General features: G+C 67.7%; 22 protein-coding genes. 9 read left to right on the top strand and 13 right to left on the bottom strand.

The window, feature by feature from the left end:
- The first annotated feature begins 281 nt into the window (after positions 1 to 281).
- Genes ABD882_RS18570 through ABD882_RS18560 form a run of 3 tightly spaced genes read left to right on the top strand, consistent with a single transcriptional unit; the run spans position 282 to position 2,121 of the window.
- The gene (locus ABD882_RS18570) at positions 282 to 1,055 is read left to right on the top strand and encodes a ParA family protein (RefSeq protein ID WP_345188977.1); all 774 of its coding nucleotides are present in this window, start codon (positions 282 to 284) and stop codon (positions 1,053 to 1,055) included.
- Positions 1,052 to 1,381, top strand: a complete 330-nt coding sequence (locus ABD882_RS18565; protein ID WP_345188976.1) for a hypothetical protein — start codon at positions 1,052 to 1,054, stop codon at positions 1,379 to 1,381. Before ABD882_RS18570 ends, ABD882_RS18565 begins: the two co-directional genes overlap by 4 nt.
- Before the next feature lie 32 nt (positions 1,382 to 1,413).
- A complete protein-coding gene (locus ABD882_RS18560; RefSeq protein WP_345188975.1) occupies positions 1,414 to 2,121 on the top strand; it encodes a hypothetical protein in 708 nt (235 codons plus the stop codon).
- Between the two features lie 478 nt (positions 2,122 to 2,599).
- Here ABD882_RS18560 and ABD882_RS18555 read toward each other — a convergent pair whose 3' ends face one another.
- Positions 2,600 to 3,859, bottom strand: coding sequence for an AlbA family DNA-binding domain-containing protein (locus ABD882_RS18555; protein ID WP_345188974.1), 1,260 nt, complete (start codon positions 3,857 to 3,859; stop codon positions 2,600 to 2,602).
- Positions 3,860 to 4,016: 157 nt separating this feature from the next.
- On the bottom strand, positions 4,017 to 4,277 hold the full coding sequence (locus ABD882_RS18550; RefSeq protein WP_345188973.1) for a hypothetical protein: 261 nt from the start codon (positions 4,275 to 4,277) through the stop codon (positions 4,017 to 4,019).
- A gap of 47 nt (positions 4,278 to 4,324) precedes the next feature.
- Between ABD882_RS18550 and ABD882_RS18545 the strand changes: the two genes are divergently transcribed.
- From ABD882_RS18545 to ABD882_RS18525, 5 genes are read left to right on the top strand one after another with little or no spacing between them, the layout of a single operon-like run.
- Complete coding sequence (locus ABD882_RS18545) at positions 4,325 to 4,603, top strand: hypothetical protein (RefSeq protein WP_345188972.1); 279 nt, start codon at positions 4,325 to 4,327, stop codon at positions 4,601 to 4,603.
- A gap of 5 nt (positions 4,604 to 4,608) precedes the next feature.
- Positions 4,609 to 4,956 (top strand): hypothetical protein, encoded by a 348-nt coding sequence (locus tag ABD882_RS18540; protein WP_345188971.1) that lies wholly within the window; start codon positions 4,609 to 4,611, stop codon positions 4,954 to 4,956.
- Between the two features lie 51 nt (positions 4,957 to 5,007).
- A complete protein-coding gene (locus ABD882_RS18535) occupies positions 5,008 to 5,433 on the top strand; it encodes an HD domain-containing protein (RefSeq protein WP_345188970.1) in 426 nt (141 codons plus the stop codon).
- Positions 5,426 to 6,241 carry a hypothetical protein gene (locus ABD882_RS18530; protein ID WP_345188969.1) on the top strand — a complete coding sequence of 272 codons (816 nt, stop codon included), beginning with the start codon at positions 5,426 to 5,428 and terminating at the stop codon, positions 6,239 to 6,241. Before ABD882_RS18535 ends, ABD882_RS18530 begins: the two co-directional genes overlap by 8 nt.
- Before the next feature lie 38 nt (positions 6,242 to 6,279).
- Positions 6,280 to 6,831, top strand: a complete 552-nt coding sequence (locus tag ABD882_RS18525) for a hypothetical protein (protein ID WP_345188968.1) — start codon at positions 6,280 to 6,282, stop codon at positions 6,829 to 6,831.
- Between the two features lie 6 nt (positions 6,832 to 6,837).
- On the opposite strand, the gene ABD882_RS18520 is transcribed toward ABD882_RS18525, so the two are convergent.
- Genes ABD882_RS18520 through ABD882_RS18510 form a run of 3 tightly spaced genes read right to left on the bottom strand, consistent with a single transcriptional unit; the run spans position 6,838 to position 8,271 of the window.
- Positions 6,838 to 7,110, bottom strand: coding sequence for a hypothetical protein (locus ABD882_RS18520; protein ID WP_345188967.1), 273 nt, complete (start codon positions 7,108 to 7,110; stop codon positions 6,838 to 6,840).
- Entirely contained in the window at positions 7,107 to 7,808 is a 702-nt protein-coding gene (locus tag ABD882_RS18515; RefSeq protein ID WP_345188965.1) for a hypothetical protein, read from the bottom strand. The genes ABD882_RS18520 and ABD882_RS18515 overlap by 4 nt, the downstream gene beginning before the upstream one ends.
- Positions 7,795 to 8,271 (bottom strand): hypothetical protein, encoded by a 477-nt coding sequence (locus ABD882_RS18510; protein ID WP_345188964.1) that lies wholly within the window; start codon positions 8,269 to 8,271, stop codon positions 7,795 to 7,797. Before ABD882_RS18510 ends, ABD882_RS18515 begins: the two co-directional genes overlap by 14 nt.
- Before the next feature lie 191 nt (positions 8,272 to 8,462).
- On the opposite strand from ABD882_RS18510, the gene ABD882_RS18505 reads away from it, so the two are divergent.
- Positions 8,463 to 8,921 carry a hypothetical protein gene (locus tag ABD882_RS18505; RefSeq protein ID WP_345188963.1) on the top strand — a complete coding sequence of 153 codons (459 nt, stop codon included), beginning with the start codon at positions 8,463 to 8,465 and terminating at the stop codon, positions 8,919 to 8,921.
- Between the two features lie 5 nt (positions 8,922 to 8,926).
- Here ABD882_RS18505 and ABD882_RS18500 read toward each other — a convergent pair whose 3' ends face one another.
- The 8 genes from ABD882_RS18500 to ABD882_RS18470 form a co-directional block, all read right to left on the bottom strand.
- The gene (locus ABD882_RS18500; RefSeq protein WP_345188962.1) at positions 8,927 to 9,280 is read right to left on the bottom strand and encodes a hypothetical protein; all 354 of its coding nucleotides are present in this window, start codon (positions 9,278 to 9,280) and stop codon (positions 8,927 to 8,929) included.
- Entirely contained in the window at positions 9,273 to 9,497 is a 225-nt protein-coding gene (locus tag ABD882_RS18495; protein WP_345188960.1) for a hypothetical protein, read from the bottom strand. The genes ABD882_RS18500 and ABD882_RS18495 overlap by 8 nt, the downstream gene beginning before the upstream one ends.
- Positions 9,497 to 9,835 (bottom strand): hypothetical protein, encoded by a 339-nt coding sequence (locus tag ABD882_RS18490; RefSeq protein WP_345188959.1) that lies wholly within the window; start codon positions 9,833 to 9,835, stop codon positions 9,497 to 9,499. The genes ABD882_RS18495 and ABD882_RS18490 overlap by 1 nt, the downstream gene beginning before the upstream one ends.
- Positions 9,836 to 10,052: 217 nt before the next feature.
- A complete protein-coding gene (locus tag ABD882_RS18485; RefSeq protein WP_345188958.1) occupies positions 10,053 to 11,042 on the bottom strand; it encodes a DUF4192 family protein in 990 nt (329 codons plus the stop codon).
- Between the two features lie 109 nt (positions 11,043 to 11,151).
- The gene (locus ABD882_RS18480; RefSeq protein WP_345188956.1) at positions 11,152 to 12,111 is read right to left on the bottom strand and encodes a DNA-processing protein DprA; all 960 of its coding nucleotides are present in this window, start codon (positions 12,109 to 12,111) and stop codon (positions 11,152 to 11,154) included.
- Between the two features lie 90 nt (positions 12,112 to 12,201).
- Positions 12,202 to 12,891, bottom strand: a complete 690-nt coding sequence (locus ABD882_RS18475; RefSeq protein WP_345188955.1) for an N-6 DNA methylase — start codon at positions 12,889 to 12,891, stop codon at positions 12,202 to 12,204.
- A 20-nt stretch (positions 12,892 to 12,911) separates the two neighbouring features.
- On the bottom strand, positions 12,912 to 13,085 hold the full coding sequence (locus tag ABD882_RS19145) for a DUF6927 domain-containing protein (RefSeq protein WP_425563397.1): 174 nt from the start codon (positions 13,083 to 13,085) through the stop codon (positions 12,912 to 12,914).
- On the bottom strand, positions 13,018 to 13,485 hold the full coding sequence (locus ABD882_RS18470) for a hypothetical protein (RefSeq protein ID WP_345188954.1): 468 nt from the start codon (positions 13,483 to 13,485) through the stop codon (positions 13,018 to 13,020). Before ABD882_RS18470 ends, ABD882_RS19145 begins: the two co-directional genes overlap by 68 nt.
- Between the last annotated feature and the right edge of the window lie 72 nt (positions 13,486 to 13,557).

The following is a 13,557-nucleotide window of genomic DNA, read 5'->3' as shown; positions in this document are numbered from 1 at the left end:
GGTCCGGTCGCATCCCCCCACGATCACTCCACCACTCCCCCGCTGCTGCGCAGTATCTCCGGTCGCATCCGATCCAGCAAGACAGCATGCATGCATGCATGAAAGTAAGTTTGGACGATGACCATTGAGGACAGCATGCATGAAAGACAGCAAGCAAGACTGACTGCAAGACATACAGCATGCATGCTTGCATGAATGATCTTCCCTAATGTAACCTCGACTCAAGTTTGAAAGACAGCAAGCAAGACAGCATGCATGCATGCATGAAAGAAGGGGATCGAATGACTACTGTGTACGCGGTCTACAGCGAATCCGGGGGAGTGGGAAAGACCACCACCGCCATCTCCCTCGCCATGGCGTTCGCGCTCGCCGGCAAGGAAACGCTCCTCATCGATCTGGATCCGCGTGGCGCGTCCACTGACTGGTTCGGAATCGAGCCGAAGGAGAAGGGCCTGCACGTCGGCGCGATCCTCGGCAACGACGACGTCGACGGCTGGGCCGAGCAGCTCGCCGTCCCGTCCGGCTGGCACGAGAAGCTGCGCGTCATCCCGTCCGACCGCAGCCTCTCCAACCGCGAGAAGGACAACTCACAGGGCCTGGAGCTCCGCCTGAAGGAGTCCCTGCAGGGCGTCGAGGCCGACGTCGTCATCATCGACTGCCCGAACCGGCAGGGCGGGCCGCTGACCCTGTCAGCCCTGTATGCCGCGAACGCCGTTATCTATGCAGCCTCGCCCACGCAGGACGGCCTGAAGGGCGTCGAGGGCGGCCGCCGGAGCGTCGCCGAGTTCCGCCGGCTGCGCGAGCGCCAGGGTGCGAACGTCACCATCGAGGAAGCCGGCATCGTCCTCGGCAACGTCGGGGACACCGTGATGACCCGCGTCGCCAAGGAGGTCATCGACCAGCTGCGCGAAACGGACATGCTGCTCACCCCGATCGTGCCCGCGCGCGTGATCGTCCAGGAGTCCCGCATGAGCGGCCAGTGGTACGGCAACTACCGAAAGGGCGAACCCGTCCTCACGGCCTACAAGGAGATCGCAGAGAAGGTGGCACGATGAACGCTGACATGGACCGACCGATGACCCTCAAGCGGACACCGAAGCCCGCCGCCGACGACCGCGTCGACCCGATCGACGTCGCCCCGCCGGCAGCGACCGATGCGCCGAGCTCCGAGGTCACGGCGCCGGCCGCCGTCGAGGCGCCCGCTGCGGGCACCGCACCCGCCGCCGCGGCGCCGCGCGGCAAGAAGCGCGAGATCACCGTTCCGCTCAGCAACCGGATCTCGCTCGAGGCGAGCCAGGTGCTCGAGCGGGCCGCTGAGGAAGCCGGCAGCATCCGTGCCGCGCTCGAGCAGGCGATCTTCGGCCAGTGGGGCCGACCGTAAGCCGCACCGACGAACGAACGAGGGAGCGACCGATGCACATCTATTTCTCGACCAAGTTCTCGCCCAGCGATCGCGGCCGGTGGCTCGACGACGAAGACGCACCAGTGATCGACGGCTTCGCGATCAACCTCGAGCAGCTGCTCAAGCGCATCGAAGAAGACTGCATCCGCGAGGTCGCGGACTACGCGAAGGAAGCCGGCTGGATAGCCTCAGAGAATCTCGAGGAGTTCTACCGGCACAACACCCAGGTGTTCAAGATGCCGCTCGACACCATGGTGCGAGCGAGCACGCTCAAAGCGATCTACGGGGACCGGTACGACCGGAAACTGGAGGTCACCCAGTGGGGCGAAATCGGCGCACCGATCTCCATCCCCGAGCTCGACGCTCTCCGTGCGCGTGAGGCGTTCCGAGTCGCGAACCGTGATGCCGACGACCCGCTCCGACAGATCGTCGAGGCCGCCCAGGTGCAACGCACGAAGCGCACGCCTGACCCCGGTGTGCTGTTCATCGCATACGACTATGCACCGCTCTTCAAGCGCACCATCGGCGCCTTCCAGACCTATGACGCGGCCGTCGCCGCTGCTCCCGCTGACGCCACCATCTGCGAGCTCGATGCGGACGGGAGCACCTCACTCCGGAGGGGCAAGATGCTCCGCGGCCACTTCGCAGAACAGGGCTGGGGGTATGCCTCCGGATACGCGCCCAGCGATCGCAAGACGCAACAAGTGCCCGGGACGTGATGCTGATCGGTAGGCCCGGTCGGGGGAAGTCGAAAGGACCCGGCCTTCCCCGACCGTGAGCCCCCGGCCTCCCATCGCCTCGCAGAGCTGGCCCCGCACCTCGGTGTGGGGCCAGCTTGCGTATGCCCGGGCGCAGCGCGTGGAACCGCTCAAGGAGCCCAGCCCCGGGCAAGAGGCGGCGGGGGTGGTGCATGAAAAATGCCAGCAAACTTCGACGCTTCAGATGGCCGAGGGTGTATGCATGGGGATGCTCGTGAGAGGGTGAGCCTCCGCTTCCCTTCGCGCGAGGGCGCGAGATGAGCTGCGGCTCAGCCTATCAGGAGTGTCAACGTGTATTGAAAATTTCAAGCACATTTCGACGCTAAGACAACCGCGCCGGGGGGACACGACCTGACGACACCAGTGTCCTCCTCGCGAGGCCTTCCGGCCTCGACCAGCGCGGTGTTTCGGATCCAGCAGGAATCGGCCCGTGCGGTCGTCAGCTGTATCTCCGGCGCGGGGGAAGTGAACGATCGAGGATGGTGGGCTGCTTGATGCCGACCTGGTTGAGGGCGAGGGTCGCGAGGTCGATCGGGGCTTGGATGAAGTCGTGGTCGTTGGTCGCCGGGTCGGCGATGATGCGGACGGGACGGAACCGAGGGTGCAGTGGTCGATGGACGCCGCTCGGTGGGGCCGCGTTGCGGATATGGAACTCGGGTGTCCGTCCCGTGCTGCCGGCGACTTCGACACCGAGGACGACCTCATAGTCGCCAGAGTGTGCATCCTCGGCCACCGCGTGCACGAGCGCAAGGAGGGACGCGGCGAAGGCTTCGACCGCCAGGGTGGGGATCGCGTGGGCAGCGTAGGGCTCGTTCGTCTTCTCGTGTGGGTGTCCACCAGCTCGCCAGGCAAGACCGACGGATCCGTCATCGTAGACGACGGCGTGCGCCTCCCGGGCGTCGCCGCCGGCTCTGGCCGGCATGTACAGGCCGCCCAAGGCTGGGCGCTCATGGTAGATCTCGACGTGCTCGAGCGGGCCGTACTTATCCAGACCGCTCAGCCACCAGCGAGCCAGGAGAGTCGCGCGATCGACGATCGGCGTGGCGGTATCACGGCGGCCGACATGGTGCAGGGGTCGTCGCGGCCGCGCAGCTCCCACGAGTACCGCGGCGGCCGTGGGGTTCACCGCGGCCGTCATGTCTTCGTAGATCTGCTGGAGCGCCCGTTCGTTGCGGCGTGCGCCGTCGAACCGCGCCCGGTACGCGGATTCGATCTGGGGTTCCTTCATCCAGATGGTGTCCGCGCCGGTGCGCAGCGGGGCCCCGAACCTGTCGTCACGGAAGATCAGGTGCGGGCCGTCCGTGCTCGCGGGGATCACGAGCGCAACCGCGCGCGGGCCTCCGGTCGCGGACGGGATGGCGATCGCTTCGACGCCGAACACCGGGGGAGTGATCGCCGCCATGCAGACCTGACGGATGGTGCGTTCGTAGCCTTCGGTGAGCTCGCCGGCGTCGTGCCGGCCGGAAGCCTTGGCGCCGGTGTCGGTGACTCCGAAGACCATGATCCCGCCGTCCGCGTTGGCGAACGCGGCGATGTCCTTGACGTGGCTGTCGCGGAAGTCCTTCTCGGGAGGGAGTCCGCGCTTCCAGTCGAGCTGGTCCCCCTCGGGGATCCCCTGGGCAACGGCGTCGTTGATCATCTGGTCGGTGATCGGCCCGGGGTTCTCGCCGAGGAGGCGGTGCAGGGGAGTGTGCAACATGCGCCTCAGCATAGGGAACGGCAGGGCGCTGCCACGGCTCCCAATACACGCACCGGGTGCACGCGCGTGGTTGGACTAAGACGGCGTGGCGGTGGGGGACAAATACACGCGGGGTCGGCGGAACGGCGCGGGTCCCGCTCGCCGCTGTTGCAGCGGCTCAGGAGTAGGTGTGGTGCACGTGCCACCCGTCGACGCTCGCGTAGACGTCGAACACCAGCGAGTCGCCGGCGTCGTCGGTGCCCTGGAAGCGCCACCCGAACAGCGGGTGTGGATTCTCCAGTGGGACGGACCAGATCGAGTGCCGGATCCTGGTCGGGATGTCCGTCACGCGCCACCGCCTGCCGGCGTAGACCATCCGCGCGGGCACATCATTCACCATCCACAGCGTCACGGGCTGTTCGATTGTTTGCACACTCATGGGTTAACAGGATAGAACACAAATTCGAATCGGGATAGGGTGCGAATGTGCACGTGATCCAGCTCGCCCGCTCTCAGTGGCTCGTGGTGGACAAGTACTACCACGCACGATTCCTCATCGTCGAGGGAGCGCTGGTGCTGCGCGAGACGGGGGAGACGCTCGTGAAGCACCGCGTCGAATGGTGGGCGCCGGATCCGAAGAAGCGGCACGTCGTTGCCGTGTGCGACGGACTCCTCGCCGCGGAGAACTGGTGCGACGAGGAGATCAAGCGCGACGCAGAGAACAAGGCGAAGATCTCCGCGTCGGTCGCGCGCGACGGGTTCTGATCGCGGTGGGCACGAGCCAGCGTGAATCTGATGCGGCCGCCGACCACTTCCTGTTGAAGGTCGCCAGGGAGAACCCGCTGCAGTCGCTCACCGAGAAGGAGCTGCAGCTCGACGAGACGCCGGTCACGATCTACCCCAAGCCGATCCGGGCGAAGGCGTGGGTCCGATTCGGCACCATCCCGGTGCACATGGACTGCTGGATTCACCGCACCACCTCAGAAGCAGCTGGCGTCTCCTTCACCATCCTCGACAAGAAGTTCCGCTGTTGGGTGTGGGGCAACGCGGTCACTCTGCCCGAACCCGAACCCGGCGCCGCGCCCCGCGCGCAGGCCACCCGATCGCTGCGCCGCTGAGCTGGCCAATCCACAATCAGGGAGGTCCTCCCCACTTTCTAAGATGCAGGCATGAGGGGACAGACACGAGCCGAAGCCATCGCCAGAGCCGCCCATGCCGGCCAGGTCGACAAGACCGGACACCCGTACATCGATCACCCGGCACGCGTCGCCGCGCGCGTTCAGGGCAACGCGCAGCTGGAGGCGATCGCCTGGCTGCACGACGTCGTCGAAGACACCACGGTCACCCTCGACGATCTCCGCCTCGAGTTCCCCGACGAGATCGTCGACGCCGTCGACGCGCTCACCAAACGACCCGGCGAGACCCGACAGGACTACTACGCCCGGGTGCGACAGAACACACGAGCCCTGCAGGTCAAGCACGCCGACATCGACGACAACACCGACCCGGCCCGCACCGCCCTCCTGGATGAAACCACCCGGGCCCGACTCGCCCAGAAGTACGCCGCGGCTCGCGAGGCTCTCGCCGATGTGTAGGTCCATCGACGCCGGCGGCCGCCGCTGCCTGCACCACGAGGACCTGCGCACCCACGATCTGAAAGACCTCGAACCCGACGCGACCGAGAACGCACCGCACGTCGACTGGGGCAACGTGCCCACCGCCGAAGAGCTCTACGACGAGTTCGGGCCCACCGTCGCCGGCACCGCCATCCACGACCTCGAGCGCATCGCCAAGGCCGAGCCCGCGATCACCGCGGCCGTCATCGACGCGATGCCCGACGGCTGCCGCATGCACGGCCTCGAGTACCGCATGAAGTCGCCCCGCTCCCTCGCCGCCAAGATCCAGAAGAAGCTCGACGCCGACCCCTCACGCAGCCCCCGCACCATCAGCGCCAGCCTCAGCGACTTCATCCGCTACACCGTCGTCGCCCCCCACGCCAGCGACGTCGTCCCCGCCGCCCACGCCACCATCAACACCCTCATCGAACGCGGGTGGACCCTCAAGGAGCTCGAGCACTCCTACGTCAACGGCAACCCCTACAAGGGGCTCCACTCAATCGTCCTCGAGAACAGCACCGGCCAGGATGTCGAGATCCAGTTCCACGCCGAGGACGGCATCGCGATCAAGGACCAGTTCCACGTCGAGTACGAAGTCGCGCGCGACCCCCACACGCCGCGCGCTCGCCGAGTCGAGGCGCACCAGACCATGGTCGACGCGTGGAGCACGGTGATCACCCCGGGTGGGCTGCAGAACCTGACCATCGGTGGTGTCTCGGTTCAACCGAAGAGTTACCCGGCGCCGAGGGGCCCTGCAGCTCGCGAGCAGCCCGGACCTGGCGCGTAAGACAAGACTAAGATAAACTAAGAAGAGAGAGTGAGAAGGTGAGAACCGTGAACCTGTATCTGGTGAGGAATCCCGACGGTCACGCCGTCTGGGTGGCCTACGAGAACGCCGAGGGCCAGTTCTACTCCTACGTGCAGAACACCGGCCAGTTCCACTTCAACGGCGGCCTCTACGAAGACTTCTACTACGACCAGCGCATGACCTTCGAGCCGGTCACCGCGGCGGCCGCCGACGCGGCAATCCGCGCGGGCACCGGTCGGCTGGACCCGGGCACCCGGGCGCACGACATCGCGCGCTACGAAGCCGACGTCGACGGGATCCCGGTCGACCAGATCCTCGGGCACCGGCCCGCCCCGGTCCCGTCGCCGAAACAGCAGGCCATCGCTCGCGCCCGCACGCTCGCTGCGGCGCCAGCGGGGCAGTGGCTTACCTGGAAGAGCTACCCGCGGGACAAGAAGCAACTCGCGCACGTCGCCGTCACCGATATCACCAAGGGGAAGATCCGCGCGCTGCGTGAGCTCGGGCAGCTGAAGGTCCGCCTCGAGGACGTCGACGACCAGGTGCAGGTGCAGGTCTCCCGCGTCGCCTGAGCCCCGTCAAGCGATCGCGACCACCTCGAGTGCCCACGGCCCAGCGAGCTCCGCGCGATCACCAACACCCGCGACGGCCTCGGCGAGCGCGCGGTCCTCGAAGGCGGCAGCATCGGCGGGGTTCATGTCGACGTCGCCGATGGAGTACTGCTGCCCGTCATAGCTGAAGTCGCCGGACACGAGAGCGGTCTGCACCCAGCTGACGCCACCGCCGAAACAGCCCTGTTCGTCGGCGCCGGTGCAATCGGTGCAGCGCACCCGGATCCGGAACGCGTTCATGTCGTGGGCAGAGGGACGTCGCGGTAGATGAGTACCTGCTGCAGCACCTCGTCCGGGTGCTGCTTGTACAGCGCAACGAGCGCGCGGGTCGACACCGACGGGCCGCTCGCAGTCTCCTCGGTCGCCGGCAGGCCACGCTCATTGAAGAGTGCGTGCTGCAGCTGCCGGCGGTTGTCGAGGTTGATCTCATGCCCGAGGAGCTCTGCCGTGGCGGCCGCGGCCTTGAGGGCGGTGCGGGTGGCGCCGGCGGCGTTGAGCCGGCCACGGCGGAAGGCAGAGCTGGCGAGGCGGGACGCGATGAAGACATCGGCGTCGCGGTGGTCGTAGAGCGGCTCGGCTCGGGCGACCCAGTTGTTGACCGGGGTGGGGAACCCCTCGGGGCGCTGCGGCCCGTCGGCGGCATAGGTGCGCGCGGTCTTGAGAGAGATGCGGAGCTCGCGGGCGATGTAGTCGAGGCCGACCGTCTTGTTCAGGTCGATGACCAGGTGCGCCGGCGGAGTGATCTCCGGAGCGTCGGCCGCGCGGTACTTGCTGATGTAGCGGTCCGCTGCGGCGCGGGGGAAGAGCTTCACCCGAGCCTTGGGGTCGATGGGCTTGGGGAAGTCCTTCCGGCGGATGCGCTGGATGCGGACCGTCTCGATCTTGATGCCGAGTGCGATGGCGATGTACTCGTCTCCGACGACTTCACGGCTGGCCATGGGGATCCCCTTCGGGGTCGGTGAGGTTGCTGCTGGCGTGGATTGTGGGGCGGCGCCAGTCGGCCGCGGTCTCCTCGAGCTCGGCCGAGGTGAGGATCCCGACGTTGGGATTCGTCGTGCCCCGGTCGAGGCGCGCGCGGACCTCGGCGCCGAGCAGGTCGATGAAGCGGCGAGCAGGGGAGTCGACCCAACCGGGCACATGGTGCGCGGCGTCGATGTACGCCAGGCGGGTGCGTTCGATCTGCGGGAGCAGCTCGTCGACAAGCTCGGCAGTGAGGATCTCGGCGATCGGCTGCCACCGATACCCGCCGCCGTCCCCGTCCGCGGCGAGCGCCGCGGCGAGAGTGAGGCCGGTGCCGTCGGCCACGATGACTTGCGCCTCGGGGGTGGCATCGGGGTGTTCGATGAGTGCGAGGGCAGCGGTGACGAGGAGGTCGATGCCGTCGGTGTGGATGGGCATCATGCGGCTCCGCGGTGAGAGGAGAGCGGCGCCCGACTGCTGCCTGGAATTGTCAGATCCACAGGACAGAAGGACCACATCACTCCGCTGAGGGAGGAGGGGGCCAGCAGTCGGGCGCCGAGCTTGATCATAGTGCGGGTCTGGGACCTTTCAGGAGGTGACGGCATCGGGATGGGGTCGGCTACGGTCGGCGTATGAACGCTGGATCCCTGACGCTCGTTGAGGTGCGGCCGCGGGTGAGGGGTCGCTTCTGGCGGGTATTCGCGCCGTCGGAGGAGTTCCTGGCGCCGTGGTGGGACGAGGAGCTCCGAGTCGACGACGTCGATCATTGGTTCTCCGCCCGTCGCGATGGCGTCGAGGTTGCTCGGTGCAAGTTCATCCTCGAGCCGGGGCCGCTGGACCGTAAGCCGCTCGGTCCGATGCCGCACGGGCAGCTCGACATTCTCGCGCTCGAGGTCGCGGTCTCGGCCCGCCGGCAGGGCATCGGACTGGCGACGGTGCAGGCGATCCGAGCGATGTACCCGCTGCCACGCATGACCGCGTTGAACGACGACGCGACGTCGCGACGTTTCTGGGACGGCATTGGCTGGGTTCGTCATGAGCTGGATCCCTTCTTCGCTGGCGTCGAACGGGTGACGTACTCGGAGGTCTGAGGCGGTTAGCGATCGTTTCCCGGGCGGGCGCCGTAGACGGCTTCGTCCCAGGGATGCCAGTCGGCGTCGCCTGCGTGGAGCACGAGCCCCTCTTCCCAGCTGACACCGACCTCCTCTCCGTGGTCGGCTTCTGCGGCGAGCGCGGCCGCCGGCTCGGCAGGGGCGGTGCCGCTGTTGGTGTTGGCGCCGGTGGGGCTGGCGGTGAAGGCGGTGCCGGTGCGGATGAGGTGGGTCATGAGGGATTCGGCGCACCAGAGGCAGCGGGCGGTGGGGGCTGTGTTCGTGGGGGTGATGATGACGACCGCGTCGGCGAGACCGCCGTCGTGGTTGTCGCTTCCGCACTGGATGGTCTCAGTCATTGGTCTGCTCCTTGCTGGAGATCTCGCGGGTTGCGGGTGCGTGCTTTGGGCAGTAGTCGTGCCGGGCCTTCACTCTGCCGAGGTCGTGCTCTCGGATGATCGATGTGAACCCGGCGCGGTCTGCAGCGCGTCGCGCTCTGCGAGCGTTCTCTTCCGGCTGTGCGGCGGGGATTCCGCAGATGTCGCAGATGACGTAGCTCAGGTGTGCGATCGCCATCAGTTGGTCCCGCTGTGGTCGTCAGTGTCGTGGGAGGAGATCCACGCTTGTTGGTCCTGGGAGATGTGCGGCGGGCGGTGGCCGGGGCGACGCCAGCATTGCTGGTAGCCGAGTGTCCCGGGGCGCACGGTGCCGCACAGGCCTGCCGGCTGCTCTTCGGCGGCGCCGATGGCGTCGAGCTCCTGCTCGTCGAGCTGGGGCCGGTCGACGAGCACGAACCAGCTGCCGTCCTTCTCGATTTCTGGCCTGCCGGCGTCTTCCCAGCGGCAGGTCGCCGCCCAGTCGTGGGGATCGCCGACAGGGCGGGTGTAGCTGCCGGCGATGCTCGGGTCGGTCATTCGTGGGCCCTTCGTCCTTGTGCGGATCACCCGCAACATTCGAACTGTGGATCTGACATTCACAGCCTATCGCAGGTCGGCGACATTCGGTAGACCGCGCCGGCATGCCGGTCGTCTCACCTACAAGGGGTGCCTGCGGCGCGCCGGATTGGACATCCTGCCCGCTCGCGCTCGCCGCAGCGCTGGTGCCCCGGGCTGGACCCGGGGCACCAGGTGCTCAACCGGCGAAAGCCCAGGCCGGGACCAGGCCGCGGTCGATGATCTCCGCGAGTGTGGCCGTGAACGTCGGTGCTCCGACCGTCCGAGTCGCCTGCTCGATGAAGAACGCGGCCCGGGTGGACCGTCCCAGGGCCCACGACAGCCACCCGCACACGGTCAGGGCCGCCGCGCGCTGCGCGCCTTCGGTGTGAGCGGCGACCATCCGGCAGACCTCGAACGCGGAATCCAGGCGTGCCGGATCCGGTCGCGCCGAGTCGCCGACGATGATCGCGGCGACCTGTGCGTCGATCGCACCGGCGCGCTGCATCTCCATCGCGTCCCGGCCCTGCTCGATGCTGCTGGCCCACTGGATGAGAGCGACGTCGCGCAGCAACGGCTTCGCCAGGTGCGCGGCGAGAGCCGCGGCCTTCACGGGATCCAGCTGTGCCGGATCCCAGCCGAGGACCTCCTCGAACAGGTTGCAGGCGGTGGTGTCCGCCACGACGGCGCGCGCTGTGCGGATCCCCGCACGCAGCTGCTCGTCGACGACGGGAAGCGACGCCCCGGCGTGCTGGTCACCGTCCGCGACAGACTCCGGGAGCGGGTGCGGCGGGAGCGTGTCCAACGGGGCCTCACCGGCGCCGAAGAAGTCACCCCACCCGGTCGGGGTCAGGTACAGGATCTCGATCGCGGCCAGATCGAACAAGGGCGCGACCAGGCGCAGCGCCTGCGCAAGCGGCTCGTGCTCACGCGCCGTGCCGTCCGTGAACACAACGGCAACGAACCCCGTCACCCCAGGCACCCGACACACCATCTCCAGCAGCTGCGCGACCATCGGGCCCGCATCCTCGGCGCTCACCGGAAGATCCGCGCGCATCGCACCCGTGCTGCGCTCGCCGCAGAAGGGGAGCAGCACCAGCGACTGCGTCGGCGTGAACCCGAGTACCGCGGTCACCGCCCCGAACAGCTCCGCCTTACCCTGAGCCCTCAGCGTCATCATCTCGTTCATGATCATCCAATCTGTTAACCGTGGATCTGACAGTTACAGTCTTGCAGGGGCCGCCGACATTCGAAGGGCCTCGCCCCGAAACGCGTCCAGGACGAGGCCCTCAGCGGGATCAGACGAGTGCGGCGACCTCCTCCGCCGCCGACTCGGCGGCGACCGTTCCGTGGCTGAGGAGCTCCCGCGCATCCGCGGCGCAGGTGATCAGCTGTGCGCCGTACTCTCGGGCAAGAATGTGGCAGCCGGTGCTGGCAGCTGAGGTGATTGGGCCGGGGACCACGCCGAGGCTGCGGCCGAGCCGGTGTGCGTGCGCACCCAGGTTCAGAGCGCCGGAGCGTGCGCCCGCCTCGGCGATCACCGTGGCGCGCGTGGCTGCCGCAACGATCCGTCCCCTGGTGATGAACCGGTGGCGCGTCGGTGCGGTACCGGTGGGGGACTCGGAGACGATCGCGCAGCCCTCGGTGGCGGCGATCCTGTTGAACAGCTCTGTGTGCCCGCTCGGGTAGGTGCGATCGACGCCGCCGGCCGTCCACACCACGGTGCGGCCGCCGGCGCGGAGGGCGGCCCTCGCGGCGGTCCCATCGATTCCGTACGCGCCGCCGTTGTGCACCACAGTGCCGCCCGCGGCGAGCTCGGAGACGATCTCCTGACTCACGTGCTCGCCGTATGCGCTCGAGGCCCGCGCCCCAGACCACGCCAGGGCATCGGCGGCTTCCAGGGCTTGCACGTCGCCGCGCACCCACAGCAGATGAGGAACCTCGGCGTCGAGGTCCGCGATCCCGGGAACCGACAGCGGATCCACCAGGTGCACGCCGTCGTGCTCGGCCTTGCGCAGGACCGCGGACGTCTGCGCGTCGGAGAGGCGGCTCACCCAGCGTGCAACGGCGGAGGACCGTCCAGCGCTGTGCTCGGCGAGATCCGCCGCACGCTGCGGATCCTGCAGGGCTTCCATGGCGTCGACGAACCCGAGATCGGCGACCACCGCGGTGGCGTCCGGATCACACGGGTCCGAGATCAGGGACCAGGCGGCCCGAGCGCGCCGTTCGGCCTTGTCGGTGATGAGAGAGATGTTCATGAGGGAACCTTCCGGTAACTGTTGTGGATCTGACGGTTACAGTCTGGCAGGGGCCTCCGACATTCGGCCGGCCCCCTCCAGGATCTGCTCTCAGGCGGGGCTCGTCGCCGTGCGCTCGCGCAATCGAGCGCTCCAGCCGTCCAGGACGTGCGCCGGCGTCGCCCAGGTATCGAAGTGCTCGAGCGTGAGCGTGTTCGCCCGATGCACCAACGCAGGGATGCCGAGCAGCGAGAACTGCACGTAGCTCATGTGCACCGCGATCAGCGACAGGTCGTTCGCGGTCACGTGCATCCGCCGCGTGTAGTCGATCCCCTGCGACGCGAGGTGCTGGGCGACCGCGATCACCATGGCGCCGGCTCCGCACGCGGGCTCGGCGACGGAGATGAAGGGCTGCGTCTCCAACAGCTGGGCGGCATCGGCGAGCTGCATGCTCGCCATGAGCTGAGCGACGCTGTACGGGGTGAAGAACTGCCCCTGATCCTTGCTCGCGATCTCCAGCTGCATGTACGTCTCGCCGAGCACGTCACGAGGATCCTGGTCGAGCTCGAGCACGACCAGCGCGAGCGCCTCGGCGAAGCGGTTCATAGCGGCCTCTCCGTAGCGCTCCCTGGTCTTCTCGTACTCGTCCTCCCGCTCCTGGAATCCCACGGGGTCCACCCGGTTGCGCAGCGCCACGGCGGACACCTCGCAGAAGTCGGCGAACACGCGGCGCATGTCGCTTGCGCCGGTGTTCGCCTTCAGCAGCTTCACGATCGTCTTCGTCCCGCGATCCATGACCATGCGACTTCCTCCTGCCGATCTCAGGCGACGATGAAGTCGCGGGAACGCCAACGGGGGATCCGCACGCGCATGCCGGCGTCGACGACGCGGAGCTCGTCGCGCCTCAAGACCTCGAAGACCGTGTCCTCAGACGTGCGGAACCCGCCGCTGAACGTGAGCGGCGTCGAGAACCGGATCCGCGAGCCGCGCTGCACGCGCGGCTTCGCCTCCTCGCGCTGCAGGTTCTCCCAGCAGCGCGCACGCCACTCGTTTCGCGTACTCGTGATCGGTGGGGGTCAGCGCCTCGAGCACGGCCCGCGGGGCGCTCGAGGCACCGGGGCCCATGGTCTCGTCCATGTCCTTGTACGTGAAGTTGTAGTAGCTGCCCGGGGCGACCGAGTACAGCACCACGAGCGCGAAGACCTCGCCGGCGTGCGGGTGGGGCTCCAGATAGCGCACAGCGGCGTAGAACTCGTACTGCCAGTCGCCGCAGCCGGGGGAGAAGCTCGGGTTCCTCCGTGCCGCGCTGGCGATGATCTCGCCGTGGGTGAAGTAGTCAGCGAAGTACTCCGCCGGCTTCTGGCCGGCCGGCTTGTGAGTCGAAGTAGCTCCCATGGTGTCTTGTCCTGTTCTGTCGTGGTCTGTTGTTGTGGATCTGACAGTTACAGTCTGCCGGGGGCCACGGAC

Source organism: Microbacterium panaciterrae (genome assembly GCF_039541635.1).
Taxonomy (GTDB): Bacteria; Actinomycetota; Actinomycetes; order Actinomycetales; family Microbacteriaceae; genus Microbacterium; species Microbacterium panaciterrae.
The sequence above is the reverse complement of the archived record's forward strand: the minus strand, read 5'-3'. Positions and strand labels throughout refer to the sequence as shown.

Excerpts from the sequence above, each read along its gene's own strand:
- ABD882_RS18570 (WP_345188977.1), top strand. The coding sequence starts at position 282 with ATGACTACTGTGTACGCGGTCTACAGCGAATCCGGGGGAGTGGGAAAG.
- ABD882_RS18565 (WP_345188976.1), top strand. The coding sequence starts at position 1,052 with ATGAACGCTGACATGGACCGACCGATGACCCTCAAGCGGACACCGAAG.
- ABD882_RS18560 (WP_345188975.1), top strand. The coding sequence starts at position 1,414 with ATGCACATCTATTTCTCGACCAAGTTCTCGCCCAGCGATCGCGGCCGG.
- ABD882_RS18555 (WP_345188974.1), bottom strand. The coding sequence starts at position 3,859 with ATGTTGCACACTCCCCTGCACCGCCTCCTCGGCGAGAACCCCGGGCCG.
- ABD882_RS18550 (WP_345188973.1), bottom strand. The coding sequence starts at position 4,277 with ATGAGTGTGCAAACAATCGAACAGCCCGTGACGCTGTGGATGGTGAAT.
- ABD882_RS18535 (WP_345188970.1), top strand. The coding sequence starts at position 5,008 with ATGAGGGGACAGACACGAGCCGAAGCCATCGCCAGAGCCGCCCATGCC.
- ABD882_RS18530 (WP_345188969.1), top strand. The coding sequence starts at position 5,426 with ATGTGTAGGTCCATCGACGCCGGCGGCCGCCGCTGCCTGCACCACGAG.
- ABD882_RS18520 (WP_345188967.1), bottom strand. The coding sequence starts at position 7,110 with ATGAACGCGTTCCGGATCCGGGTGCGCTGCACCGATTGCACCGGCGCC.
- ABD882_RS18515 (WP_345188965.1), bottom strand. The coding sequence starts at position 7,808 with ATGGCCAGCCGTGAAGTCGTCGGAGACGAGTACATCGCCATCGCACTC.
- ABD882_RS18510 (WP_345188964.1), bottom strand. The coding sequence starts at position 8,271 with ATGATGCCCATCCACACCGACGGCATCGACCTCCTCGTCACCGCTGCC.
- ABD882_RS18505 (WP_345188963.1), top strand. The coding sequence starts at position 8,463 with ATGAACGCTGGATCCCTGACGCTCGTTGAGGTGCGGCCGCGGGTGAGG.
- ABD882_RS18500 (WP_345188962.1), bottom strand. The coding sequence starts at position 9,280 with ATGACTGAGACCATCCAGTGCGGAAGCGACAACCACGACGGCGGTCTC.
- ABD882_RS18495 (WP_345188960.1), bottom strand. The coding sequence starts at position 9,497 with ATGGCGATCGCACACCTGAGCTACGTCATCTGCGACATCTGCGGAATC.
- ABD882_RS18490 (WP_345188959.1), bottom strand. The coding sequence starts at position 9,835 with ATGACCGACCCGAGCATCGCCGGCAGCTACACCCGCCCTGTCGGCGAT.
- ABD882_RS18485 (WP_345188958.1), bottom strand. The coding sequence starts at position 11,042 with ATGAACGAGATGATGACGCTGAGGGCTCAGGGTAAGGCGGAGCTGTTC.
- ABD882_RS18480 (WP_345188956.1), bottom strand. The coding sequence starts at position 12,111 with ATGAACATCTCTCTCATCACCGACAAGGCCGAACGGCGCGCTCGGGCC.
- ABD882_RS18475 (WP_345188955.1), bottom strand. The coding sequence starts at position 12,891 with ATGGTCATGGATCGCGGGACGAAGACGATCGTGAAGCTGCTGAAGGCG.
- ABD882_RS18470 (WP_345188954.1), bottom strand. The coding sequence starts at position 13,485 with ATGGGAGCTACTTCGACTCACAAGCCGGCCGGCCAGAAGCCGGCGGAG.